The sequence below is a fragment of the Psychrobacter sp. CX14 genome, from assembly GCF_057396205.2.
In genome coordinates, this window is sequence record NZ_CM183187.1 from 947475 (window position 1) to 973265 (window position 25791).

Sequence of the window (25791 nt, forward strand, 5' to 3'; positions counted from 1 at the left end):
TTGCTAAGCTTACACTTGTGGTAATTGCGCTTGGTTGCCTTGTCACCATTTTAGACTTCTCGGATTATATACCGCTGATATAGATTTGAATAAAAAGCCCTTAGATTGACTCTAAGGGCTTTTTTAATGATGTCTCTAAATCTAGAAACGCTACTTTAATTGCTTTTGTAAACTTTTACGCTGCGGCGATAGTTTAGCCAATAAGGCGTGCGGTAGGGGCACAAATTGTCCTGTCATCATATCCGCCAAAACTTCGGCACAGAGCGGTGCAAAGGCATAACCTTTAGAGCCCATCCCGCTCAGTGTCCAAATTAAACCTAGTTCATCGAGCTGACCGACTAAGGGGTGATAGTCAGGCGTTTGCGCTCGAATACCCACTCGTGCCTGCCAACCACCGAATATATCATCAGCCGTAGCCCTATCATTTGACAATACGTTTGCTAGTTCTGGAATAGCGGTGATGAGCTTGTCGCGATTTACCGCATGTTCAGAGCTGCGAATCTGGGTATCTGTGTCGTTACGCACAAAGCTTGCACCCAATAAAAAGCTTGGCGTATTGGGACTGACCGGATTTAAGGCATCATCACCTTGGCTTGGCGTAAACTGAGCACAATAGCCACCGTATTTTAGCGGCAGTTTAGGCAGGACTTGTTGCTGCTGGTGAGTCGGCTCAAACCACGATAATTGACCACGGATTTTACGGAACTCAAATATACGTGCATCCAATGCTTTGCTGTCAAAAGCAGCGGCAATAATTACTGCATCGGCGTTAATTGACGCTTGTCCATCACACTCTATTTGCACGTGCTTAGACGTATCGACAGACTTAATCTGATTAATAATGGCTTGAGTAAAGGTGATATTTGGATGCGCCAAAACCCGATTGGCCAGTGCCTGCGGATTGACTAGACCGGCTTGCGGTAGGTACAAATTATCTTCAAAGTTTTGCTGAGTTAATCCAGAAATCACTTTGGCATCTTCAATAGATAGGGTCGTTGCCATTTGTGACGGATACTCAGCGATTTGGGTCACATTTACATTGGCTTTGAGCAGTAAATCAAGTGTTGCGGTTGGTTCAAAGATACAGACGTTCTGATTACTCACGGTTTGCTGTAACTGTTTATATAATCGTTGACTGTATAGATAGCCAATACTGTGCAAATGCTCGGCGATGTGCGCAAGTGGCGTCATTTTGGGCGCAAGTAAGGCTCTTGGATTGCCCGAGGCACCTGATAGGGGTGCTGATTTATCAAGTAGCGTAACCTGAATACCACGCTGTGCCAATGACCATGCTGCCATAAGCCCAGAGACCCCCGCGCCAACAATGGCAACGTGATTGTAATCTGTATGAGTTGCCGATCGTTTGCTTGCCGTTTGACTGTCCAGTTGAGTCCCCTGATTGCTTTCTACTATATCAGAGGCTTCTACTAAATCAGGCTCCTCCTGCTCAAGCATGGTAGCGGTGAGCATTTCGCGTTTACGTCCAAAGCCCTTGACCTTTTTAATGGCAAAGCCTTGTGCTTTTAATCCACGTTTTACAACGCCAGCACTGCTAAAGGTAGCGGCGGTGCTCCCAGGTTTGGACAGACGTCCGACTTGTTCAAAAATCTGCTGTGCCCATAATGACTCATTGCAAGAGGGTGCAAATCCATCTAAATACCAAGCATCCACATGCGCTTGATTGAACGGGTTGCTGTGACGATTACTCAAGCTTTGCAAGCTTAATACCGCGTCACCGAGCCATAAATCCAATGTCACATCCGCTTCTAGGTGCAAGCGGTGACAGCCAGATACCAAGGTCGGATACTGAGCCAACAGCTGATCGATAAAAGGGATTAAACTGGCATCACGCTGTTTCCAGCTCTCAAGACTACGACTTAAGTCGGCATGGGTTAATGGGTATTTTTCGGTGCTGATGAGATGCAGGCGCGGTTGCTTTGGTAGAGCATTTACATTTTGGATATTAAGAGTGGCGTCGGCATGATTACTATCAGAAGCGATAGCGCTCATTTCATCACGTACTTGCTGCCATAACTGCCAGGTGAGCAAGACATTGAGCCCTGTGCCAAAGCCAAGCTCAGCAATGGTAAAGTGGTTATCACCGTGGTGCGCGTGTACACTATTCGTCTCAAATAATCGGCGGAATCGTTTGGGTAGCTTGTTTTGCTCAACGAAGACATAGCGTGACTCAGCCAGACCATCGGCTAATGAATAATACACATCACCAAAGATATCAGAGACAGGTACTAAGTTACCTAGCTCATCTTCTCGCCACGTTAATGCCGCCGGCGAGACGTTGTTATCTATCTCATCAAGATTAATGGAAGGCGGCATTTTGGGGGTGTGCTTAGTATTGTCAGTCATGGGCTAAGCTCAAGATGATAAACAGGATATGTGATTAAAAAGACAGTCTAGCGAATACTAGGTGGTCTAGCTCTACCAGCGCTCACGGCGGCTAAAGATAAACCCGCCCAATAAAATGCCTAAAAATAACGACACAGCAACGGTTACCGCGCCATACATAAATAGCTGGCCGCTGCGCTCGTTAATCAGTACATTGACGCGGGTTTCAAGGTCATTGACATCACGCTGTAGCTGCGCATTACGGCTCAGTAGCTCTTGGTTAGCTACAGAAAGCTCGCTGTCATTAGGCTGCATATCATTAGCGAGGCTGTTAGGATTAGCAAGTGCATCAGGATTGTCCTGAGTGTTGCCATTTTGATTTGCTTGATTTGCTTGATTGGCATCTTGATTAAAGGGGGACGCAGGCAGCGGTGCTACTTGTGGGTCAGCAGCTTGTTCGTTGCCATCATTAGCCGTATTGTTTTGATTATTCACAACAACGGTCGGGGCGGCAATCGCAGCAGTTGGCGCCGCTATAGACAAGCCTGCCGCTAGCGTAAAATAAATAGCACGACTCAAAAGGGCAATAGAGCGAGGGATATTATGGCATTTAGGTGCTAAAGCTGAGACAGACATGGCTATCATTTCCGGTGAAAAAAATCGATAATGTTATAGAAAGGTATATAAAAAAACGGGTAGAAAATCGAATAAATAAAGAATAACAGGCATAGTACAGCGTGTTTTAAGCGCTAGACAGTGCTTTAATAAAAGGTCTGATGTCGACATGGCTATAAACGCCAGCGGTTAGATACGGCTCGTCATTTGCCCAAGCTTGCACCGCTTCTAAGTTATCAAATGCAGCCACAATTAAGCTGCCAGACATCGCATTGTCGCCATGTTCAATAGGGCAGGGGCCTGCAAGTACAAGACGGCCTTCTTGTTCAAGCTGTCTTAGGCGGGCAAGGTGTGCCTCACGTGTTTGGGCTCTAAGCTCGGCTGAATTGGCAACGTCATGACCGACAATCATAAATAAAGGCATAATCTATCCTTTTGGAAAACCTTTGAGAGTAAAAATCGCTCTAATTATCCTGATTTAAGTATTAAACGGTGATGCTATTTTTTGTTTTTATCATCGGTTAATTCAGGGTTCATATGGTTTTTAAGTATAACAAACTGCCCAACCATAAACACTAACATGAAGGGTAGCCAGCCCCAGCTTTTGAAGTTAATCCAAGTCTGCTCGCTGGTATAAAACGCGAAGTAGTATTGCAGTCCGGCCATAATAACAAAGTAGCCTGCCCATGCGATAGTCAGCTTATTCCAGCCCGACTTGGTCAAGGTGAAGATATTATGCATCGCCATTTGTAGCAGCGGTCTGCCCACAATAACGCTCATTAATAAAGCAAACGCAAAGATGCCATTAATCACTGTTGATTTCCATTTAAGATAAATATCGTCATGGAATAATAAGGTTAAACCACAGAAGATAACGGTCAACACTAGGGTAATGGTTTGCTGTTTGGTCAGTTTACCCTTTTGAGTAATTAGATGAATGACAGCAACGGCCACAGTAGCAATTAAGATTGCTCCAGCGCCGGCTAAAATACCTTGCGTTTTAGCCACATAAAAAAAGGCGAGTAACGGAATAAAATCGAGCAATGCTTTCATAGTGACCACAGTTGTAAAATTAAAGGAAATAAGCTGTCGATAGTTTACACGCCCTTGCTAGCAAAAAAAAGGACTGACTCTAAAAGCTCTGATATCGCTGAGTTATTTACGCGTATTTATCAGTATGTGCAATGTAAATGGAATATATCGTTTCGTTGCCAATTATTTATTAACAACTCATTCACTTTATATAAAAACCAATTGATTACCAAAACAGAACGATTAACCGTTACAATAACAGTCCTATTTCATTGTTATTAATAAAGACCGCAACTATGTCGCACAGCTCAACGTCACCAACTTCTATGCCACAAAATACTCACAAAACCCTTGCTTATAAACGCATCGATTTACACAGCCACAGCACCTGCTCGGATGGCAGTAATAGCCCCAGTCAGTTATTGCAAAAGGCGCATGATGCCAATATCGATATCTTTGCTTTAACCGACCACGATACATTAAAGGGTATCCCAGAGGCTAGGCAGGTAGCTGAAGAGCTGGGAATTACTTTAATTAATGGGGTGGAGATTAGCTGTCAGCATACCTTAACCGGAGGCTATGGCAAAAATAAAGCCAAAGATAAGGTGATTCATGTCTTGGCATTGGGCTTTGACAATTTCGATGAGATGAATGACACTTTGACCCATATTCAGGTCAGCCGTGGTAATCGTGGACGTATGATTGTAGAGAAAATGGCGGAATTAACCGGCCGTGATTTTGATGAGCTGTGGCAAGCGGTTTTAGATAAGGCTGATGGTAACGCCGATGCAGTAGGGCGCGCGCATATCGCTAAAGTTTTGTTAGAAAAAGAGATTGTACCGACTATGCAAAAGGCGTTTGATAAGTATCTGGCGGATAACAAAGCCGCTTATGTGCCGATTGAAACCTTGAGTATGGAGGACACGATTAAGCTGATTCATCGCTGCGGTGGCAAAGCAGTACTGGCGCATCCAACTCGTTATAACTTATCGGCGACCCGAGTACGTAAATTAATCGCTGAATTTGCTGAATTTGGTGGTGACGGCTGTGAGCTTCCGAGCAATGATGAGCCAATTAGCAAACGCCGTATGGTTGATCGCAGCATCGCTGAGCATAATTTGATGGTATCAACCGGCAGTGATTTTCATGGCAGCAGCATGCCGTGGCGTAAACTTGGCGATGTGCCAAGTTTAGCCGAGGGTCAAACGTTGGTAATTGCCGATATGCTTGATGGCCTTAGTGCGTAGATTTAAGTCTTGATTTAAAAATCTAACTGTCTAATTGCTCAACTAAATTCGCCAATACACTGGTGGCAAAGCTGCCAGTCGATAAGGTGAAGTCTAATACAAGCGTCGTATTATCAGCCCACGACCAGTTTAATTCGCTAACTGGCAGGCGTAGGGCACGGCGCATGGCTTTAATCTGCTTTTGTTCTAAGCCGTGTGCCAATCTTTGTAGAGTCGAATCTTTACTGACTATTTGCTCCTCCAACGCTTTGGCATCTGCGGCCACTTTGTCATTTTTGATACCCCATAACGCGCCAGTCGGGTGAATATCGCCGCTGGCAAGTCTGTCTTGTATCTCTTGATCAATGTGCTCAACGGTGAATACCGAGCCTGAACCATCTAAATTAAATACATCACCCTCAAGCGCTGTATTCCATGTGCCATCAATAACTCGCTTGGCAACGATTTGATTAAAAATAGCGCTGCGTGCAGATGACAAAAGCAAAGATTGCAAATCACGGCTCTTTTTCGGATGCGGTTTACGACCGTTAATGGTACCTTCCTCGAACCACTCCAAAGCAGTCGCAATATTATTGCCGTTACGACCAAAGCGCTGTTCACCGAAATAATTAGGCACGCCGTGAGTCTTAATCGTATTTAACACGCTATCGACCGTTTCTTGGCCAACTGTCGAGTCAGTATTGCTATTACCTTTATCCCTGTTATTAAACACAATATTCTGTACGCGAATCACAAAGCGATTGGCCTTGTGTGCGCCTTTATGCAGTTTTTTGCTGTGCCAAATTTGCTTGAGCACCTCTAGCGATTCATCAGCAGTATGACTGCTTGGCACCGCATTTTGCTGAATATAGTCTGCAAAACCAATCTCTGGTAATTCGCCTTTTGGAATACGTAAGCTAAACCACTGCGTGGTGACTGCCTGACGGTCTTTAAGTCCAGAGTAGCCAACATCACGGCTGGGTATCCTGGCCCATTTGGCTAATTGCTGTGCCACAAAAAGGGTATTCATACCGGTCTTTTTAATCAATAGCCATAAGTGCTCACCCTCACCGCTTAGCTCAATGTCTAACACTTCATCAACCTGAAAATCACTGGGGCTGTGTTTAAATGAGGCACTTAAAATAGGCGCCGGATAGGGCTGAGGCAGGTTGCCCGTACAGGTAAGGGTATTAACTTCATCTTGAGTGATTTCAACGCAATTAGTTGGTTCGTTATGGTTATTCGTATTATTGGTATTGGTCATATAAAGCTCGAAATAGAGGAAGATGTGATTACGCTTAATAGTAGCATGTTTACTTTAATGCTCTTTTTATTTTATAGAAGGTAATGATTTAATTAGGGCGTGTCCTAATATAAATATATCGTCTAGTATAAATATATCGTTATTTTTCTAACTTCTAGTTGATATTATTATGGAGCAGCTATGTCTCATTCTGATTTATTTCTACGCCGAGCAATCCTTGAGGATGCTGAAGCCATCGTTAGTTTATTGAACCTAACCTTCCGCAGTGATGTGGGCTGGACCAACGAAGCAAATCTGGTCGGTGGTATTCGTACCACAATTGAGGAGACTCAATCTATTCTTGAGAACCCTGATAATTACTTCTTTGTTTATCCTGAAATTAAATCTAATAGCACTCAAGAAACGGATAAAGAAGAATCCGGCAAAATCTTGGCCACTATCTTGGTGACCTTTAAGCGAGAATCGAATAGCGCTTACATTGGATTGTTCACAGTAGATCCAAGCCTGCAAGGTCAAGGCGTGGGCAGCCAAGTTTTGGAAGCAGCTGAAACCTTTGCTACCCGACACCTTAGCGCTAATGATAATAAAGATGGGGTGCGTTTGACCATGAACATCTTGTCACAGCGCCCAGATTTACAAGCCTATTACGAGCGCCGTGGCTATCAGCTAAGTGGTAACAGTCAGCCCTTCCCAGTCGATAGCAATAATGGCGAGCCAAAAATTGAGGGTTTGCGCTTATTAGAATTGGTTAAGATGGTTTAATACTGATTGGTTAATTATAGAGTTAAAGAGAAGCACAGGGCTTAGAACATATCAGGCTCATTAAAGCTGTTGGTTGAGACAAACATCAACATAAATAGCAATACTAATGCAAATAGTGAGACCAACAGCGTTAATAGCAAATAGTTTGAGGTCAAAATATCAGAGCCAGAAACCAAAATCAGGAAAGCTAAGAGGGCAGAGCCTAAGCTAAAGCCGGTTAATATATGTTTACCAATGATAAGCAGGGGTCTTAGTGGGTAAGCGTATGAGCCAAGCGTCACCAATAACACCGGCAGCATAGGCGCAAGCCAAACCAGCGGCGGTATAGAGCCTTTGGTAAGTACCATATAATCTAAGCCACCGCTTGCTTCAGCGGCCACTGGCAATACGACGATAAATAACAGCAAACACAGTGCGGCAACCCATATGATATGTTTTAAGTGGGCAGGCTGCATAAAGCTGGTGAGCGCCAACAGTGTGCTACAGCCAGCAAGATGGGCAAAGTAGTAGCCGTCAAAAGAGAGCTGGTATATGGGAATGTAATCGGCGAATAATATCCATAATAATAGGCTTACAAGTCCCCAGCCGATACGTAGGCCTTTGCTTAGAATATGATGCTCTGGGTCTGCCAGATAGCTGAGTTGCAGTTGCCAATATAAATAAGCAAGACTAATAAGCGTCACCACACCGATATAATCATATAAAGCCGAAGTATATGGAAATATCAGTTCTAAATTTAAAATTAAAGCGCCGATGATAAGCGCAATAAACAAAAAATCAGTCCATCTAATAAAACCAAATGGGCTCAGTCGTTTTTTAAGGATGACAAGCTGTGGGTAGTTTAATTCTTTGTTCGTTATGGCCGATGATGCACTGGCAGAGAGCAGTTCTGCTTGCAGTGCATTGACTTGCTGATTAAGCACTATGGCCGGTATGGGAAACCAAAGCTGACAAAAAAACTGCCAACGACTGGGCGCTTTAGAATAAGGCAATCCAAAGTCCCAGTGCTGATAAAGCAAAGGATATTTTTCAGCCATATACTGCCGAAAGCGCTGCTTATTGGCGAAGTGACTATTTGCCGTATAACCGTCCTCAATATCACGCAGTAGACTCCACGGATAATCCGGATAGTGCCAGCCATCGATATATTGTTGCCAGTCAAAGTAATCGATAGCAAGTGAGTAGGCGTTAGGATACACCTTTATATGATCATCAAAAAAGATAATTAGTGCTTTTTCATAATCCTCTAAAGCATCGAGCGGAAACTCTGTCAGTTGCTCAAATTGCTCAGTCAAACACTGGGTCAAACGTGTGTCTGCGGTTTTGTTAGAGAGATGATCGCTATCTAGCATGGGCTCTTGTTGGCTAGGGTCATCTGATTGTTCGCCAGTGTCGCTGTCATTGACAAGGCAGTCTTGCCAGTCTTTGTGCCACTCAATGAGCTGTTGCTGCGCATGTCGTAACAAAAGGGTACCGGCTAAATCTGCTTGCTCAGTCGGGTTAAAATAATAAGTGCCATCTTCATTGCCTAAACTGTCAATGATTAGTAGCCCATCGCTAGGCACATCATGATTTAATGTATCGTCGATGGGTGAGTAGTGCTGCAAAAAACGGTCTGATAGCTCAGTATCATCGGAGGTCTGTGCCAAGTCAGCTGAACCCTGATGTGCTGACGGTATGTCTTCATCTTTTGCCTCTGAGTCATCCTCATCTGTATACCAAAAGTAGCGCTCACCTAACGCTTGCTCGTACGCTTCTCGAACGCGCCGAAAGCCAGCGGGATTTTTATCCGGCTTATTGTCTTTTAATTTTAGGGCATATGCTTTTTTGATAACGCTTTTATCTGCTGTGGGCATAATGCCCAAGATATCCCAGCACGTTTCATTCATTAGGGTATATCCCTTTTTGGAGTCTCTTACAACTGTCAACTGTTTAAAGCTTTTGAGATATGTTGAACAGCTATTTTTCAATCATTAATATGAAAGACCTAGAGGTATGATCTCAATCGAAACAGCTTAGGGCGTGTCCTCATTTTGAAAATGGTGATAAAAATAAGATAAATCGCAGTCAGACAAGGAAAATAATGGCGTAAATATCGAGATATTTACCCGTTATTTGAGGCAGTATGACAAGATTTAGCTATTTTTAGCCCATTTAAATGTAATCGTACGAATTGAGGACACGCCCTAATCAAAATAGTCGGATTGATTGAAATAGTTCACAGATTTAAAGGTCATTATCACCACATAGGCGACACTGATAGAGAGTACGACGGCTGATACAAATAGATTTGCTGATAGAAGCTTTGATAGGCCACCAGAAAGAACGGCGAATATTAATATCATAGAGCCAAGGAAAACTAAGCCCGCAAGGTAATCACCAATATAGGCAAAAAAGGAGGACTTTTTACCAAGCTCAGTAAATATTAGCGGTGACATCACTAATATCCAAGCAAAAGGCGGGGTCAAAGTGGTTATTTCTATGTTTTGATTGGTATAAGCATCTGTAGCAATATCTATAAGCGGTAGGCCGATGGTAAGCGTCAATAATAAAGTGGCGACCATGTCTATAATACTTTTAAAGCCAATCGCCTGATTTCTGATATTTAAGGAGTGCAGGGCACTAAACCCTGCTAAATGCGCTGCCCAATAATAAGCCGATGGCGGAGCGTCCGTTATGGTGGTTGAGATGGCAAACAGACCGCCTAAAAATACGCTGCCAATCGTCCATCCCCACTGCAAATGATTGGGCAAACTAAACCGCTCAGGTCGCGTAAAGAAGCTGAGCTGATACTGCCAATACAAATAGACAAGCGCACAAGTCGCAATAGTGACAAGGCCATCTAAATGGGCAGTGGGGTAATTATATAGAGCGCCGAGAAGTCTAAAGAACATCCGACCTATTATGACAAGCAGCACTAAGTCCATCCATTTGACCACGCCCCAGCCACTAAGACGCTGCTTTAATGCCAAAAATTGAGGATGGTTAATCCAATCAGTTTCTTTAGTAGAGGCGGGCGGTGCTTGCATAAGTTCAAACTCTAAATCATCAAGCTGTTGTTTTATGATATAAGCCTGATGTGGCCACTTAAGGGCGCGGATAAATGCCCAGCGGCTCATTGTGTCTTGATAAGCTAACGCAAAATCCCAGTGCTGATAAACAAGCGGATATTTAGAGGCAATATATTTAAGAAATTTTTCCTGTGTATCAAAGTAAGCAAGTTTGGTATAGCTTTCATCCAAATGACGCAGCAGATACCAAGGATAGTCATAATTATCCCAGCCGTCGATATGTTGCTGCCAATAAAAGTGAGATTTGGCTAAAAAGTAGGACTCACTATAAGCCTTTGGGCAATCATCAAAAAAGCCAATTAACGCCTGCTCGTACTCATCTAAGATATCCAGTGGATAGTCTTTGAGTTGCTCAAATTGCTGCGTTAAGTGCTCGGATAATAATTTATCCGCGGCTTCACGGTCTGCCTTTAAAGCATAGTCATTAAAGTAAAGGTAATCCTGCTCGCTGTCATCGCTATCGATGAATGGTTGAGCGGTGTCGAGAATACTGTCCTGCCACTCCTTTTGCCACTGACTGAGCTGAGTCTCTGCTTGGGTTAATAAAGAGACTTCATGGCTTGGTGGTTGCTCTACTGGATAGACACTGTCATCAACCGTTAAGTCTTTTTCTTCAAATGTTTCGCTATCTAAAGCATCATCGATAGGAGAGTCATCTAACGGTGAGTAATTAGATAAGGAGGTTGTGTCAGCGGTTTCATCAACGGTTGCAATGGTGTCTAAAGGCTCTTCGGCCTCTGCCTTAAACTCAAACTCTGAGTCGCCCTCTTCAGATAACTCTATCCAAAAACGTTCATTTAACGCTTGCTCATAGGCCTCTCGCAGCGCACGAAAGCCAGCAGGGTTTTTATCAGGTTTATTGTCTCTTAGTTTAAGGGCATAGGCCTTTTTAATGGCCTTCTCGTCATGAGTTGGCTCAATGCCCAATACATCCCAGCAGGTTTCGCTCATTTTAGATACTCAAGTAAACTTAGACAGTCATCAGGGCGCTTAAAACCATTCATCTTTTTCGAATTGATCTAAGCTTTTTTGCAAATCAATATTGGCTTGACGAATTTTAATTGGGTCTTGAGCATCAAGAATAGATTCATACCAACCAATTAATCGGGCTAATTGGTCACGCTCAAAGCCAAGGCGCTGAGTATATAATCGCTCAGCACGGGCCAGTAGGTTGCGGTTTTCAGCTTGATCACGGGGATGGGTTTTTAGTGCACTCAGCTTCTCTCTTGAGCGCCGCATTTCAGCGGCATCAATATGTTTGGCCCCATTTTGAATGACCAGATTGTACTGCTCGTTACTGCCCTCAATATCAATATCTACTTCTAAAAGCCCATTCACATCGTAAGAGAAGCGGACGTTTAGCGGTAGCTCACGCGCTTTACCACGGTATTTGGGTGGTAGGGCTACGCTCATTTCACCAATTTTTATATTGTCTCGGGTCAGGCGTGCCTCACCTTGATAGATATTAAATTGCACCTCGGTTTGATTGTCATCCATAGGATTGAAGGTATGTACTTTACTGGTTGGGATGACCGTATTGCGTTCGATAATAGGCGCGAAAACACCATGCTGATACTGATTGTTACCGATTTGAATAGAGGTATCGACACCTAATGAATAAGGGGAGACATCGGTTAAAATCACTTCATCCAAAGCGGCGTCTTCTGCCACTAATCCTGCCTGAATAGCGGCGCCAATGGCAATGGTTTCATCAGGATTTAGACCGACAGATGGGAAGCGGCCAAGTAGTCGGGTCATTAGCTGACGAAACAGAGGCATACGCGTGGCGCCGCCAACAAGCACAATATCGTCAAGCTCTTTAATACGCAGTTTGGCATCACGCACCGCACGCTCAATCGGTTGACGGAAACGCTGTAGTAATGGTTCGGCCAGCTTTTCATAGTGGGCTGCGCTAACCTGCCATTCATAGGCAGTACCGTCAATGGTTAACGAGAGTTGCGCGCTGTTACTACTGGTCAGCTCACGTTTGGCGTTTTCTGCAACGCCATATAGTAGGGCAAGATATGGCTGCCAGAAGTCACGGGTGATATCTGCATTTACCTGCTCTTGATGGGCAATAAAGCCATCGATCAAGACTTGAGTAAAATCCTCTCCGCCAAGGCTGTTATCACCAGCGCTGGCACGCACCTCCATAATACCGGCGAACAGCTCTAGCAAGGTCACATCAAAGGTACCCCCGCCCAAATCAAGTACCAAGAATTTACGGTCATCGCTGTTTTCGTGCAGGCCATACGCCATCGCTGCTGCTGTTGGCTCATTAAGTAGGCGGCGAACATTGAGTCCCGCTAACTGTGCTGCATTTTTGGTAGCTTGGCGCTGATGGTCGTTAAAATAAGCAGGCACGGTAATGACCGCTTCGGTGACAGTACAATTTAGATAGGCCTCGGCATCGGCTTTCAAGGCGCTTAACACTAGGGATGATAATTCTTCTGGGCTGAATTTATGTTGACCCAGACGATAGGTCTTTTGACTGCCCATAAAGCGTTTAAATACGCTGGCGGTCTGTTCGGGATGGCTAATCAGCCGCTCTTTGGCAGTTTGACCGACTAAAATCGAGCCGTCCTTATCAACACTGACCACAGAGGGTGTCAGCGGTCGACCTAGAGAGTTTGGAATTAATACAGCTTTGCCGTCCTGCCAAAGTGCCACAAGGCTGTTGGTTGTACCTAAATCAATACCAATAATAGGAGAGGTCATGAAATTCACTCTTATTTATAAAATTATAGTCGGTGGACTGCTAAATGCTTATGGTGTTAATCTCGCTAAGCTTGCTCTAATAGTATTTGAACTCGATTGCTTTGTTATTATTTTAGCCTTGTTTGAGTGCATTATAAAAGCAGTCAAATAGAGTCATATTTGCTTAAAATAATAGCAAGTTATTATTAATGTTCACAACAGAGTGTATTACATTGATAGCAGGGTCGGCTAGCAATAATTTTCAAATTGAATAGGTAAATAATGAGGTCATCTATGACTCAAAAACGAGTGTTATAGGCAAGAGTTAGATATGCTTTAGCTAAGGTCATAGAATCATTAAACAATAGAATCGTTAAAGCAGGCAGCTAAAAGCGATCATCAATCGACTCTAAATTATAGTTAATTGCCTCAAAGCAGATATTGGGCTTAAAGCCGCGGTATTGCAAAAAGCGCAGTTGCCGCGCTTTGTCCTTTTGCTCTTGAGGAATCTCAGAACCGTACTTTTTGACCCGAGCTTCAACCGCCAAACGCAGCCAATCTACGCCATCGACCAAGTCATTATCAGATAGCACATCAACAAAGGCTTCATTGTCCTCCATGGCCATATCGATGAGTTCATCTATATTGGCTGGCATATCCACTTTACGTTTATAGAAGTCATTTTTAATACGCACGCGGCCACGGCGCTTACGAATACCCTCACGAATAAGCATGATGGCAGTGCGATAATCACTCTGGTAGCCTTTTTCTTGGAACTCTTCTAATAATTCGTCGATTTTTTCAGGGTCTTGCTCTTTATCTAGCAGCTTTTGACGCAGCTCTCCGGCAGAGTGTTCGCGCCGTGATAAATAATAAAACGCCAACCAGCGTAGACGACTATTGGCTTTGATAGCCTCGATTTCCGCTTGCCGTTGTTCCGGTGTTTTAAGATAAGCTTTGAGTGCTGCCGGCAGATTGTCTAACTCAGAATGTTCACTTGGGACATGATTATACTGTTGACCTGTTTCAGTTTCCACGTTCTCCGCCAATACCTTGTCGGCTTGCTCACCTTCGGCTTTTACTTGCGCGAGTAAGCTTTTGATACTGTTGGGGTCGACCTCTTTAATAGGCTCGCTAACCTCTATTTTGGGTCGGTAGGGAGAGGCGGGGTGAAAGGTTCTTTTCCGCCGCTTAGTCCGTGTCTTATTTTTATGACCATCGGTTTGCTGCTCAATGGAGCAAGAGGAATGAGTTACTGTGTCTAGGTCTGATTGGTCTGAGTGAGTATCTTCATTATTGTCAGACACAGCAAAGCCACGGGCAGAGGTTAACGCTGCACGTGGCTTTTTCTGGGCTGGTTTCGGTTGTTTTTTTAGGGCTTTATTCTCGTGAGACCCCTTTGATGTTTGCGGAGTTTCAGCTAGAATTTGCGCTAAAGTTTTTATTTCCATAATTCAATAAGGATTTAAACCTCAGAGTTTTCTTTAGCCACAAGTTTAGGATCTGCGGGCTTATCAGTCTCTTTTTCAGAGCCTTTTTCAGGTTCGACGGCCAGTTTTTCCGCTCGAATCTTAGCTTCTATTTCTTCGGCAATGGCTGGATTATCTTTTAGGAACAGCACTGAGTTGGCTTTACCTTGACCAATCTTTTCATCACCATAGCTATACCAAGCACCGGCTTTACCGACGACACCAATATCAACCCCTAAGTCAATGACTTCGGCTAAATGATTGGTACCTTCGCCATAAGTGATTTCAAACTCTGCTTGACGGAACGGTGGCGCCATTTTGTTTTTGATAACTTTCACACGGGTTTGGTTACCAATAATTTCATCGCCACTCTTAACCGCACCAATACGGCGAATGTCTAAACGAACGGAGGCATAGAACTTAAGGGCGTTACCACCGGTTGTGGTTTCAGGCGATCCAAACATCACGCCGATTTTCATACGAATCTGGTTAATAAAGATAACCATACAGTTTGATCGTTTGGCATTACCAGTAATCTTACGCAGCGCCTGACTCATAAGACGTGCTTGCAGACCCATGTGGCTGTCGCCCATCTCGCCTTCGATTTCGGCACGTGGCGTCAATGCGGCAACCGAGTCAATAACGATCATATCAAGAGCGCCTGAGCGTACCAACATGTCGGTAATCTCTAATGCTTGCTCGCCGTTATCAGGCTGTGACACCAATAAGTCATCGGTATTCACACCAAGCTTCCGTGCATAAATAGGGTCTAAAGCGTGTTCGGCATCGATAAAGGCACAGGTACCGCCTTGCTTTTGACATTCAGCAATGGCTTGTAGAGTTAAGGTTGTTTTACCCGAGCTTTCTGGACCATAAATCTCAACGATACGACCTTTTGGTAAGCCGCCAATACCTAGTGCGATGTCTAAACCGAGCGAACCGGTTGACACAACGTCAACATCTAATACCGCAGAGTTGTCGCCGAGATGCATGATGGTATTTTTACCAAATTGTTTTTCGATCTGACCTAAGGCAGCTTTGAGCGCTTTGGCTTTGTTGTCATCCATAATGATGTCCTAATTTTATTGATTATTTAATGTCAGTGTTGCGTTATTATAAAGCTTAAATGGGTTATTAGTAGTGCTACCAAAAATAAGTTTTTGAGCGCGACTCTTAATGAATTTGAATGAAGGTTTTGAGTTAATAATAGGAGGAGACAGGGTGTCTCTGATATGAGATAAGTATAACAAATTGAGCGTAACTAGATAGGGGGTAGCGGTGACCATGCGACAGGTATTGTCGTGAATAAATAAAACGGATAGGCACATTTATGAAAGGAATGTTTGGATGAGACAAATAAGGTCATAACCCAAGGTAGGTAAAGGCGTAGATAAAGGCTTTAGTTCAACAGACCCTAGTAAACTAAGGTTATCTAATGATAAAAAAAGGCCCGCTTAATGAAAAGCTGACCCTTTATCTATAGCAATGTATAAGTTAATCGAATATTAATTTAAAATTATCACATTAGATTTTTTCAATGATACCACAGGCGATGCGGTCACCAGCATTACCTGATGGTTGGCTAACATAGTCATCAGCGCCGGCATGTACGATAAAAGCACGACGATAGACACTGTTAACGCCTGACATTGCAACAGAGATGTCCTTCTTAACGAAGTTCATGGTAGCAACACCATTCTCATCAGCAGTGACGTTAGGCAAGTCGCCTGCATGGCTCTCTTTAGAAGCGGGATTACCATGTGGCTTATCATAGGGATTGTAGTGGCCCCCTGCTGCTTTGCCCATATTTTTGCAGCTACCTGTTTCATGAATATGAACGGCAACTGTTGAACCAGGATTTAATCCCTCAAGCTTACCAAATACTTGTACGCCACCAACCACAGGACGCAAATACATCTCGCCAAGTTGTGCATGGTTTTGATCAACGGTATAAATTTTTGACTTTAGAACAGGATCCGTATGATCAATGCCATTTATATTAGGATTGCTGCTTTGACACGCACTAAGGGTAATGGCAGAAGCTATAATAGCTGATGCGGTTAATAATTTTTTCATATTTGACTCCAATAAATTTATAGTATATTTGACTAATACTTACAAATACGCACTAAATTAATGTTTGGGTTTATTATTAGAATACTTACATGAATTAGTATAACGCTATGATTAAAGAAACAATTAGTGTAAGCGTTGCAATAAGTTATTTAATGTTAATAAAGTAAAAAACAGTTATACCTTTTCTATAAAATAACCTATCTTTGTCAGGCTCATTGAACCTAATATTTGTAGCGTTTGATTTGTTACGTTAGGACTTGCCTTCCTCGATAGGTTAATTTCTAGATTTGGTATTATAAGCTACTCTTGCATCATATATTCCTGACAAACAAACCTAAGAGATAAAAAAAGCTGCTTATCTTATAGATAAGCAGCTTTTGACAATAACGGTCTATTAGAAATACATCGAAACTAAGTACTTAGTAGCTTCCTATTAGATTTAGATAAATTTATAGGTTAGCTACGTAACGCTTTTTGCGATTTGGTTGTATCAACCGCGACCTTGCTAGGCTTTATCGGTTTTGGCATGGTAACCAAGGCCGTTTTTAATACCTCATCAATGGTTGCTACCGGCTGAATGGTCAAGCCTTCTTTGACGTTGTCTGGGATTTCACCCAAATCACGTTCATTAGATTCAGGAATCAGTACATGCTTGATACCACCGCGATGCGCGGCAAGTAGCTTCTCTTTAAGACCGCCAATACGCAGTACTTTACCGCGCAAGGTGACCTCACCTGTCATTGCAATATCTGGACGAATGGCAATGCCAGTAATCGCAGAGACGAGAGCTGTAGTCAGTGCAATACCTGCTGATGGACCGTCTTTTGGCGTCGCACCTTCTGGCATATGCACGTGCACATCTTTCGACTTAAAGGTCTCATAATCAATACCCAAAGTCTCACCGCGAGCCCGAACAACACTCATGGCTGCACGAATCGACTCTTTCATCACATCGCCTAGTGAGCCGGTATAAACAAATTCACCTTTACCTGGCATGGTAATCGCCTCGATGGTTAATAACTCACCACCAACGCTGGTCCAAGCAAGGCCAGTCACGCGGCCAATTTCAGGCTGCTCTTCAGCTAAGCCAAAGTCGTATTGATGTACGCCAAGATAATCGACGATGTTATTTTCATCGACTACAACGGTATCAATCTTGGTCTTTTTAGAGGGACGCACACCATATTTTTCAATCGATTCACGTACGACTTTACGACAAATCTTGTTGACTTCGCGCTCAAGATTACGCACACCAGCTTCACGCGTATAACGCTGAACGATACTGTGCAATGCTTCTGGCACAATCTCGATTTCGTCATTTTTCAGACCATTTTGCTTAATCGCCTTAGGCACTAAGTACTTCTCAGCAATGTTGATTTTTTCATCTTCGGTGTAGCCTGGCAGACGAATCACTTCCATACGGTCAAGCAGTGCAGCCGGAATATCCATGCTATTGGCGGTACAAATAAACATCACTTGCGATAAGTCTAAGTCCAAATCAAGATAATGGTCATTAAACTTATGGTTCTGTGATGGGTCTAATACCTCAAGCAGAGCAGACGCAGGGTCACCTCTGAAGTCTTGCGCCATCTTATCAATCTCATCTAGCAAGAATAGCGGATTATTTACCTCTACCTTTGCTAGTGATTGAACGATTTTACCTGGCATCGCACCGATATAAGTACGGCGGTGACCACGGATTTCTGCTTCATCACGTACGCCACCAAGTGCCATACGCACAAACTCACGACCGGTCGCACGCGCAATCGATTCACCAAGTGAGGTTTTACCCACACCTGGAGGGCCGACTAAGCACAGAATCGGACCACGTAGCTTTTTAACACGTGATTGAACCGCTAAATACTCTAAGATGCGGTCTTTCACATCTTTTAGACCATAGTGATCTTCATCAAGTACTTTCTCGGCTTTGTCGAGTTTAATAGACACTTTGCTTGATTTTTTCCAAGGCGTGTCCAAAATCCACTCGATGTAGTTACGTACTACCGAAGACTCACTTGATGCTGGTGGCATCATTTTAAGCTTCTTAAGCTCTTGCTCGGCTTTTTTGCGCACGTCGTCTGGCAAGTCCGCTTCTTTTAGACGATTCTCAAGCTCTTCGATATCGTCTTCGGCATCAAAACCCCCATCGCTAATATCAGACAGCTCATTTTTAATGGCTTTCATTTTTTCATTTAAGAAATATTCACGCTGGTTGTTTTCCATCTGGCGACGCACGGCATCTTGAATCTCTTGCTCAATCGACTGCTCGGCACTTTGTTTGGCCAGATATTCTGTTAGCGTATTGATGTGCTCCGAGAGATCGTCTTTTTCTAGCAACTGCTGCTTTTCGGCCAAGTCGATAGACACACGTGTGGCAATGAAATAAATCATTTCTAACACATCTTCAATACGGTCAATAACGCGGGTTAACTCGCGGCTGTTGCGTAGACGTGCTTCTGCATAAGTTGCAAATAAGCTACGTAATGCTTTAAGCGTATTTTCTTGCTGATTTTCACTCATCTCTAGCGTAATGTCGCTGCGAGTAAAATCTGCCATCAACAATTCGCCAAGGTCTTGTAGACCATCTAGGCGGGCACGGTATTGACCTTCAATCAATACCTTAATGCAGTTCTCATCGCTGTCATGCGGCATGGTGCTGACAATGCGGCAAACCGTACCATATTGATATAAATTATCTTGATCAATGTCTTCGGTCAGTGAGTCTTTTTGAGCCACGACCAATACGCGGTCGTCATATTCCGCTTGCGCGAATTCAATGGCTTTTACAGAGGGCGCACGGCCCACAAATAAGGCAATTTGCATGTGCGGATAAACCACTACATCACGTAATGCTAAAAGTGGTAGGTGGCTTAAGTCTTCATTATCTTGAGCATCATCCGCTGATTGAGATGCTGTTTGGGTATCAGAATCATCAGCAGAAAGCGCACTGGCTTTGATGGTGTCATGAGCGTCCTGCTCTAATTCACTATCTAGGTCGCGCTCAATGTCATCATTAAGCTGCTCAACACTGCTGTCATAATCTTTATCTGATTTACTCATATTTTTTCCTATTGTCGTTTGACATAAACCTTCTTAAACTGAAGTTATTTTATGCTATGACTAACTAAATGGTGGTGATAAGTGAGAATTGCAAGCTTTGTCGGCGAGCTTTTGCATCTAAGCGGCCGTTAAAAACAAAAATCGGTTAGAATGAGCGATTTGTAACGTCATTTTTACGCACTGTTAAGATTCCTAATAGATTTAATGTATCACGACTTGTGGCAGGACAGTTATAGATAAGGTCGATATAAGCGCTTTACAAGTAAGACACTTTGCAAGTAAGAAGCGCGATACGGTATGAATCATCCAATAGCGCTGGTTGGCAAGTGTCGATAGGGCTTAATCCTGTTTTAAGGGTGCTAAAAATAACGGCCAAACTAAGGGCAGATAAGAGGATTGATTATGATAAATGCGGTATTGTTAGCAGTGGTGGTCATGCTAGGGTTGTCACTGGTTCGAGTGCATGTGGTGCTGAGCTTACTAATCGGCGCTATGGTTGGCGGCTTGGTCGGTGGGCTCGGTATTGATGCAACTCTTGCTGCCTTCCAAGAAGGAATTAAAAACGGGGCTCAGATTGCCTTATCTTATGCATTACTTGGTGCATTTGCGGTGGCCATTGCACATTCAGGATTGCCGCAATCGTTATCCAATAGTGTAATTAATCGCATTAATAGTCAGCAAACTGGCGGCAGTACATTGTCTATTAAGTGGCTGTTGTTCTTTGGTCTGGTATTGATGAGTGTGTTTAGTCAAAACCTCATTCCGATTCATATCGCCTTTATTCCGCTAATTATTCCGCCATTACTGATGGTATTTAACCGCTTGCAGATAGACAGACGATTGCTGGCGTGTTTGATGACCTTTGGTTTGGTCACCACCTATATGTTTCTGCCCTACGGCTTTGGTGAAATCTATCTCGACCAAATTATGTTAAAAAACGTCGGTGAAGCAGGGCTTGATACCGCAAATATTTCAGTGATGCACGCCATGGCTATTCCGGCACTTGGCATGTTGACCGGCTTATTAATCGCAGTATTTTTTAGTTATCGTAAGCCGCGTCAGTATCAGCTCAACGCCCAAAATGTCGAGTCTTATTCCGATACAGAGAGCACCGTCCAAAAAGATGCTTTATCTAACGCTGCTGCCGGTGCAAAAGCGCCGAGTAAAAGTAAAACTATTATTGCACTGCTTGCGATTGTTACAGCCTTTGTGGTTCAGCTTTATACGGACTCATTGCTCTTAGGTTCATTGTTTGGTTTTGGCGTATTTATGGCAACTGGTGTGGTCAAATGGAACGAAGCGGACAGCGTCTTTAATGAAGGCATTAAGCTGATGGCGATGATTGGCTTTATTATGATTACCGCACAAGGCTTTGCAGAGGTGATGAAAGCCACGGATCAAATTGCACCGCTTATTGAAGGGGCAACCAATTTATTCGCAGGTAATAAAGGTATCGCCGCTTTGGTCATGCTTGCCATTGGTCTGATTGTGACTATGGGTATTGGGTCGTCTTTCTCGACTATTCCGATTATTGCTGCTATTTATGTGCCACTGTGTATGGCGATGGGCTTTTCACCACTGGCGACGGTGGCCATTATTGGTACGGCAGGGGCGCTTGGGGATGCAGGCTCTCCTGCTTCTGACTCAACACTTGGCCCGACATCAGGATTGGGTGTAGATGGTCAGCACGACCATATTAAAGACAGTGTGATTCCAACCTTCTTACACTTTAATATCCCGCTACTTATTTTTGGCTGGATTGCGGCGATGGTATTGTAACCTGCTGTTTTAGTGGTAGGTTTTACAATAAAAAAGCGAGTGTCGATGGTTCGGTACTCGCTTTTTTGTGGGCCTGTTTGGTTTATTAGTGGTAATATCGAGCAACAACCACAAAAAAATACGAATCTTATGAAGCAATCACGCATTCAGTCTAAGCTATCCATTGCTCTATTTGTTTTGTCTTTATGCACGGCTGGTTTAGCTGCCTCTTTTACAGACACTCAAAGCCTAGCCAATCAAGGTAATGCCGTTGCACAAAATAATTTAGGCGTTATGTATGATAATGGTCAAGATGTGCGTCAAGATAAGGCTAAAGCAGTAGAGTGGTATCAAAAAGCAGCCAATCAAGGTTATGTTGGCGCGCAATACAATTTAGGAGTTATGTATGCTAATGGCTACGGGGTGCGTCAAGATTATGCCAAAGCAGTAGAGTGGTATCAAAAAGCTGCTGATCAAGGTGATGCAGATGCACAATTTAATTTGGGCAATATGTATTATGATGGTGTAGGCGTACGTCAGGATAAAGCTAAAGCAGTAGAATGGACTCAAAAAGCAGCCAATCAAGGTTATGCAAAGGCTCAATTTAATTTGGCTCTTATGTACGCTAATGGCGAAGGCGTGCGTCAGGATTATGTCAAAGCAGTAGAGTGGTATCAAAAGGCAGCGAGTCAAGGTCATGCAAAGGCACAATATAATTTAGCTGTTAGATATGATATTGGCGAAGGCGTGCGTCAGGATGATGCCAAAGCAGTAGAATGGTATCAAAAGGCCGCTAATCAGGATTATGCAGAGGCGCAATACAATTTAGGTGTTAAATATTATAATGGGGAAGGTGTGCGCCAAGACTATGCCAAAGCAGTAGAATGGTTTCAAAAAGCAGCCAATCAAGGTCTTGCAGAGGCACAACTCTATTTGGGTGTTATGTATAACACTGGTGAAGGTGTACGTCAGGATTATGCCAAAGCAGTAGAGTGGACTCAAAAGGCAGCTAATCAAGGTCTTGCAAATGCACAATATTATTTAGGCATTATGTACGCTAATGGCGACGGTGTGCGTCAGGATAAGGCTAAAGCCAAAATCTATTATGGAGAGGCGTGTGATAATGGGTACCAAAATGGATGTGAAAGCTATCGTATTTTAGATGAATCGGGTTATTAACCAGCCGTTTTAATCTTAAATTTTAAAATAAAGAAGCGAGTGTCGATTTGGCACTCGCTTTTTTTGTGGAATGAGATTAGATGTGCTAGTTATAAAAATAGCGACACACTTGCCAAATGCAGGTTAATAACAGATAAGCAGAAGAGATTAATAGCCAAAATACAAGGTTAGCCAGAGGTAGCGACGCAAACATAATAAACGATATAAAGAAGCTTAGGAGCAACAAAGTGATGGCTAACATTAGCAGGAACTTCCAGAGACTTTTTATATAAAAATCAATCACCCCCAATACAGTTATATGAAATAACATCACCGCATTCATATTAATAACCAAATTGATAGGATAATAGTCGTCAGGTTGATCAATGTACTCTATCGCATAATAATCAGGTATATAGCCTGCCATGATAATTTTATAGACAAATACAGCCCATAAGATAACAAAGACGACCTTAAACGGCTGGGCTTTAATATAACCGAGAATAGAAAGTAGATACTGCCTTGTATTTTTCATATGGTCCTTTTATAAGATTGCTCTTTATTTTACTATTTTAATGCGCTATTTAGTCCTCAAACTTATCAATTTCAGACGTCAAATAGCCGACTAGATCATCACCACTTTCCATCAAAACTTTCAACTTGTCAGGATTAATTAATCTGGCTAACTCCTCTTCGGTAAACAGCTGCTCTTCAGGAGATAGGGGACGCTGCTGCGGCACACGGCCACTGTTTTCTAATGTCTGTAGATGGTTGTCCACATAATCGGCAACATTGTCCACGCCAGTACTGCTTGCCGCTTTATCTGGCTTTTTATCGCTGTCTTTATGGTTCATATCGTTACTCATCCATTTGCCTTTATGAAAACCAACGTATTTTTTTAGGGGTAATTAAAGCATTTAGGGGCACATCCCACGGCTTAGTGTCTAATTGCTCAACGACTTGGAACTCATAACACCAGCCAACACGCAGTGGATGGCGACGATGGTTTTTTGAGCTGCAATATTGATGAGATTTGGCAAGTGTGGTGTCATAAAAGCCACCTCCCATCCCCATACGATTGCCATGCTCATCAGCGGCGACAAGCGGACACATAATCAGATCTAATGCATCAGCATTGAGTAAATGCTTGCTCTTAGATTCTTTCATACCGAAGCTGTGGCGAACCGTTGGAATGCTCGCTAGTTTGCTGTGATAGATAGGTGCAAAGCGGATGTGTTTATTATCCCGACCTCGAGTATTAATCACCGGCAGATAAGCCTGATAGCCCATACGCTGACACCAATCCAACAGGGGCTGCGTTGGCAGTTCACCAAAGCCGTCAATATATATACCCACCTTAGCACCTTTAGATAGGCGAGATGCAAGCTTAGGTAAATGGCGACTGGCAAGACTGCCGGCATTGCGGCGCTGCTGCTCGGTTAGGGCGCGGCGCTGTTTATTAATATCATGTCGAGAAGGGTTATTGGTCATAGTTTGCTTTATAATAGTCGGGTCAAAATTTAGGGAGCTGAGTAGTCAGGGCTTGGTAAAATATAGACACAGCACTTAGCTTGAATTGTTTGACAAACTAGGCGTATTATTAACGGCATCTTATCGTAAGTGAGTGCTTATTTTCATCATGATTTTATGGCCGCTCTAAATGCGTTTGGCAGTGAGTCATGCTATCATAATTGCGCTCGATTTAACTTATACCGCCTTTGCTGGTGAGCTGAGCAATCAATGCCAGTTATTTTATAGCCAGTCATTATTTTATAATCAGTAATACCATAACAAATTCTTTTAGCTTTTTATAACAAAAACAGGAGACATCATGTCAACTCGTACCGAAAAAGATACCATGGGCAATGTAGAAGTACCTCAGGATGCCTATTGGGGTGCTCAAACTCAGCGTAGCCGTGAGAACTTCAAAATTGGTGGTGAAACCCTACCTCGTCCAATGATTGAAGCGATGGCATTGGTTAAAAAAGCAGCGGCTATCACTAATGCAAGCCTTGGCCGTATTGAAGAGAGCCAGCGTGACTTAATTATCCAAGCCGCTGACGAAGTGATTAATGGTGGTCTTACTGATCAGTTCCCATTAGTAGTATGGCAGACCGGTTCTGGTACTCAGTCAAACATGAACATGAACGAAGTACTGGCTAACCGTGCGAACGAAATTGCCGGCTCTGAGCGTGGTACTTATAAGCCAATCCATCCAAATGACCATGTTAACCATGCACAGTCAACCAACGATAGCTTCCCAACGGCTATTCGTGTGGCAGCAGCGCGTCAAATCAATAGCCTGTTAATCCCAGCGGTTAAAGCGCTACGTGACACGCTAGACAAAAAAGCCAAAGAATTCGATAGCATCGTAAAAATTGGCCGTACGCATTTACAAGATGCAACGCCATTGACTTTAGGTCAAGAATTCAGCGGCTATGTGAGCCAGCTTGACCACGCGTTAACGCGTATCGACAACGCATTACAAGGCTTATACGAATTACCACTAGGCGGTACAGCGGTAGGTACCGGTCTTAACTCACACCCAGACTATGCGGTTAAAGCCGCTGAGCAATTATCAGAGCTAACCGGCCTGCCATTTGTAACGTCTCCAAACAAATTTGAAGCCCTAGCTGCCCGTGATGCTGAAGTATTTGCATCAGGTGCTCTAAAAACACTAGCGGCAAGCCTGAACAAAATCGCTAACGACGTTCGCTGGTTAGCCTCTGGCCCTCGCTGTGGTCTTGGCGAATTAACCATTCCTGAAAATGAGCCAGGCTCATCAATCATGCCAGGTAAAGTTAACCCAACTCAATCAGAAGCGATGACCATGGTCGTGGCGCAAGTGATGGGTAACGATATGACTATCAGCATGGCTGGCGCGTCTGGTAACTTTGAATTAAACGTTTATAAGCCAGTTATCGCTTATAACTTACTGCAATCTATCAAATTACTTGGCGATGCGTGCAACAGCTTCAATGAGAACTGTGCAGTAGGTATCGAGCCAGTTAAGGATAAGATTGATGACTTCTTACATAACTCATTGATGTTAGTAACGGCGCTAAACCGTCATGTGGGCTACGAGAATGCCGCTAAGATTGCCAAAACCGCTTATAAAGAAAATAAAACCCTTAAGCAAGTAGCGGTAGAGCTTGATTTAATGACTGAAGCTCAGTTTGATGAGTGGGTTACGCCAGCCGATATGGTTCACCCTAAATAAGCGTGGGCTAAATTTGAGACGCTACGGTGTTGACCGTCCT

The 25791-nt window shown here is 43.4% G+C and carries 20 protein-coding genes; 5 read left to right on the forward strand and 15 right to left on the reverse strand.

Going from position 1 to position 25791, the window contains the following annotated elements:
* Nucleotides 1–150: 150 nt before the first annotated feature.
* The 4 genes from mnmC1 to ispZ form a co-directional block, all read right to left on the reverse strand.
* Nucleotides 151–2364 carry an FAD-dependent 5-carboxymethylaminomethyl-2-thiouridine(34) oxidoreductase MnmC1 gene (mnmC1, locus tag AC2SLO_RS04000; RefSeq protein WP_486543381.1) on the reverse strand — a complete coding sequence of 738 codons (2214 nt, stop codon included), beginning with the start codon at nt 2362–2364 and terminating at the stop codon, nt 151–153.
* Between the two features lie 72 nt (nt 2365–2436).
* Nucleotides 2437–2979 carry an SH3 domain-containing protein gene (locus tag AC2SLO_RS04005; RefSeq protein ID WP_486543383.1) on the reverse strand — a complete coding sequence of 181 codons (543 nt, stop codon included), beginning with the start codon at nt 2977–2979 and terminating at the stop codon, nt 2437–2439.
* A gap of 106 nt (nt 2980–3085) precedes the next feature.
* Nucleotides 3086–3382 carry a YciI family protein gene (locus tag AC2SLO_RS04010; RefSeq protein ID WP_486543385.1) on the reverse strand — a complete coding sequence of 99 codons (297 nt, stop codon included), beginning with the start codon at nt 3380–3382 and terminating at the stop codon, nt 3086–3088.
* A 74-nt stretch (nt 3383–3456) separates the two neighbouring features.
* Nucleotides 3457–4011 carry a septation protein IspZ gene (ispZ, locus tag AC2SLO_RS04015; protein WP_486543387.1) on the reverse strand — a complete coding sequence of 185 codons (555 nt, stop codon included), beginning with the start codon at nt 4009–4011 and terminating at the stop codon, nt 3457–3459.
* Between the two features lie 305 nt (nt 4012–4316).
* Here ispZ and AC2SLO_RS04020 point away from each other — a divergent pair, with 305 nt between their 5' ends.
* Nucleotides 4317–5237 (forward strand): PHP domain-containing protein, encoded by a 921-nt coding sequence (locus AC2SLO_RS04020; RefSeq protein ID WP_486543441.1) that lies wholly within the window; start codon nt 4317–4319, stop codon nt 5235–5237.
* A 22-nt stretch (nt 5238–5259) separates the two neighbouring features.
* On the opposite strand, the gene truD is transcribed toward AC2SLO_RS04020, so the two are convergent.
* Complete coding sequence (gene truD, locus AC2SLO_RS04025; RefSeq protein WP_486543389.1) at nt 5260–6480, reverse strand: tRNA pseudouridine(13) synthase TruD; 1221 nt, start codon at nt 6478–6480, stop codon at nt 5260–5262.
* Nucleotides 6481–6660: 180 nt separating this feature from the next.
* Here truD and AC2SLO_RS04030 point away from each other — a divergent pair, with 180 nt between their 5' ends.
* Nucleotides 6661–7242 carry a GNAT family N-acetyltransferase gene (locus tag AC2SLO_RS04030; protein ID WP_486543391.1) on the forward strand — a complete coding sequence of 194 codons (582 nt, stop codon included), beginning with the start codon at nt 6661–6663 and terminating at the stop codon, nt 7240–7242.
* 41 nt (nt 7243–7283) lie between these two features.
* Here AC2SLO_RS04030 and AC2SLO_RS04035 read toward each other — a convergent pair whose 3' ends face one another.
* From AC2SLO_RS04035 to lon, 7 genes are all read right to left on the reverse strand, one after another.
* Nucleotides 7284–9131, reverse strand: a complete 1848-nt coding sequence (locus tag AC2SLO_RS04035; RefSeq protein WP_486543393.1) for a J domain-containing protein — start codon at nt 9129–9131, stop codon at nt 7284–7286.
* A 297-nt stretch (nt 9132–9428) separates the two neighbouring features.
* Complete coding sequence (locus tag AC2SLO_RS04040) at nt 9429–11264, reverse strand: hypothetical protein (protein WP_486543395.1); 1836 nt, start codon at nt 11262–11264, stop codon at nt 9429–9431.
* Nucleotides 11265–11303: 39 nt separating this feature from the next.
* Nucleotides 11304–13031, reverse strand: a complete 1728-nt coding sequence (locus tag AC2SLO_RS04045) for an Hsp70 family protein (protein ID WP_486543397.1) — start codon at nt 13029–13031, stop codon at nt 11304–11306.
* Nucleotides 13032–13396: 365 nt separating this feature from the next.
* Nucleotides 13397–14461 carry a regulatory protein RecX gene (locus tag AC2SLO_RS04050; RefSeq protein ID WP_486543399.1) on the reverse strand — a complete coding sequence of 355 codons (1065 nt, stop codon included), beginning with the start codon at nt 14459–14461 and terminating at the stop codon, nt 13397–13399.
* 14 nt (nt 14462–14475) lie between these two features.
* A complete protein-coding gene (gene recA, locus AC2SLO_RS04055) occupies nt 14476–15546 on the reverse strand; it encodes a recombinase RecA (protein WP_486543401.1) in 1071 nt (356 codons plus the stop codon).
* Between the two features lie 457 nt (nt 15547–16003).
* Entirely contained in the window at nt 16004–16555 is a 552-nt protein-coding gene (locus AC2SLO_RS04060) for a superoxide dismutase family protein (protein ID WP_486543403.1), read from the reverse strand.
* Between the two features lie 456 nt (nt 16556–17011).
* Nucleotides 17012–19615, reverse strand: coding sequence for an endopeptidase La (lon, locus tag AC2SLO_RS04065; RefSeq protein WP_486543405.1), 2604 nt, complete (start codon nt 19613–19615; stop codon nt 17012–17014).
* A 402-nt stretch (nt 19616–20017) separates the two neighbouring features.
* On the opposite strand from lon, the gene AC2SLO_RS04070 reads away from it, so the two are divergent.
* Together AC2SLO_RS04070 and AC2SLO_RS04075 are read left to right on the forward strand one after the other, a co-directional pair.
* Entirely contained in the window at nt 20018–21394 is a 1377-nt protein-coding gene (locus AC2SLO_RS04070; protein ID WP_486543407.1) for a Na+/H+ antiporter family protein, read from the forward strand.
* A gap of 129 nt (nt 21395–21523) precedes the next feature.
* Nucleotides 21524–22552: an SEL1-like repeat protein gene (locus AC2SLO_RS04075; protein ID WP_486543409.1), complete on the forward strand. Its 1029-nt coding sequence runs from the start codon at nt 21524–21526 to the stop codon at nt 22550–22552.
* A gap of 85 nt (nt 22553–22637) precedes the next feature.
* On the opposite strand, the gene AC2SLO_RS04080 is transcribed toward AC2SLO_RS04075, so the two are convergent.
* Genes AC2SLO_RS04080 through AC2SLO_RS04090 form a run of 3 tightly spaced genes read right to left on the reverse strand, consistent with a single transcriptional unit; the run spans nt 22638 to nt 24022 of the window.
* A complete protein-coding gene (locus AC2SLO_RS04080) occupies nt 22638–23066 on the reverse strand; it encodes a hypothetical protein (RefSeq protein ID WP_495637088.1) in 429 nt (142 codons plus the stop codon).
* A gap of 49 nt (nt 23067–23115) precedes the next feature.
* Nucleotides 23116–23397, reverse strand: a complete 282-nt coding sequence (locus AC2SLO_RS04085; RefSeq protein WP_486543411.1) for a hypothetical protein — start codon at nt 23395–23397, stop codon at nt 23116–23118.
* A gap of 10 nt (nt 23398–23407) precedes the next feature.
* Nucleotides 23408–24022 carry a 5-formyltetrahydrofolate cyclo-ligase gene (locus AC2SLO_RS04090; RefSeq protein WP_486543413.1) on the reverse strand — a complete coding sequence of 205 codons (615 nt, stop codon included), beginning with the start codon at nt 24020–24022 and terminating at the stop codon, nt 23408–23410.
* A gap of 340 nt (nt 24023–24362) precedes the next feature.
* Between AC2SLO_RS04090 and fumC the strand changes: the two genes are divergently transcribed.
* On the forward strand, nt 24363–25751 hold the full coding sequence (gene fumC / locus AC2SLO_RS04095) for a class II fumarate hydratase (protein WP_486543415.1): 1389 nt from the start codon (nt 24363–24365) through the stop codon (nt 25749–25751).
* Nucleotides 25752–25791 lie beyond the last annotated feature (40 nt).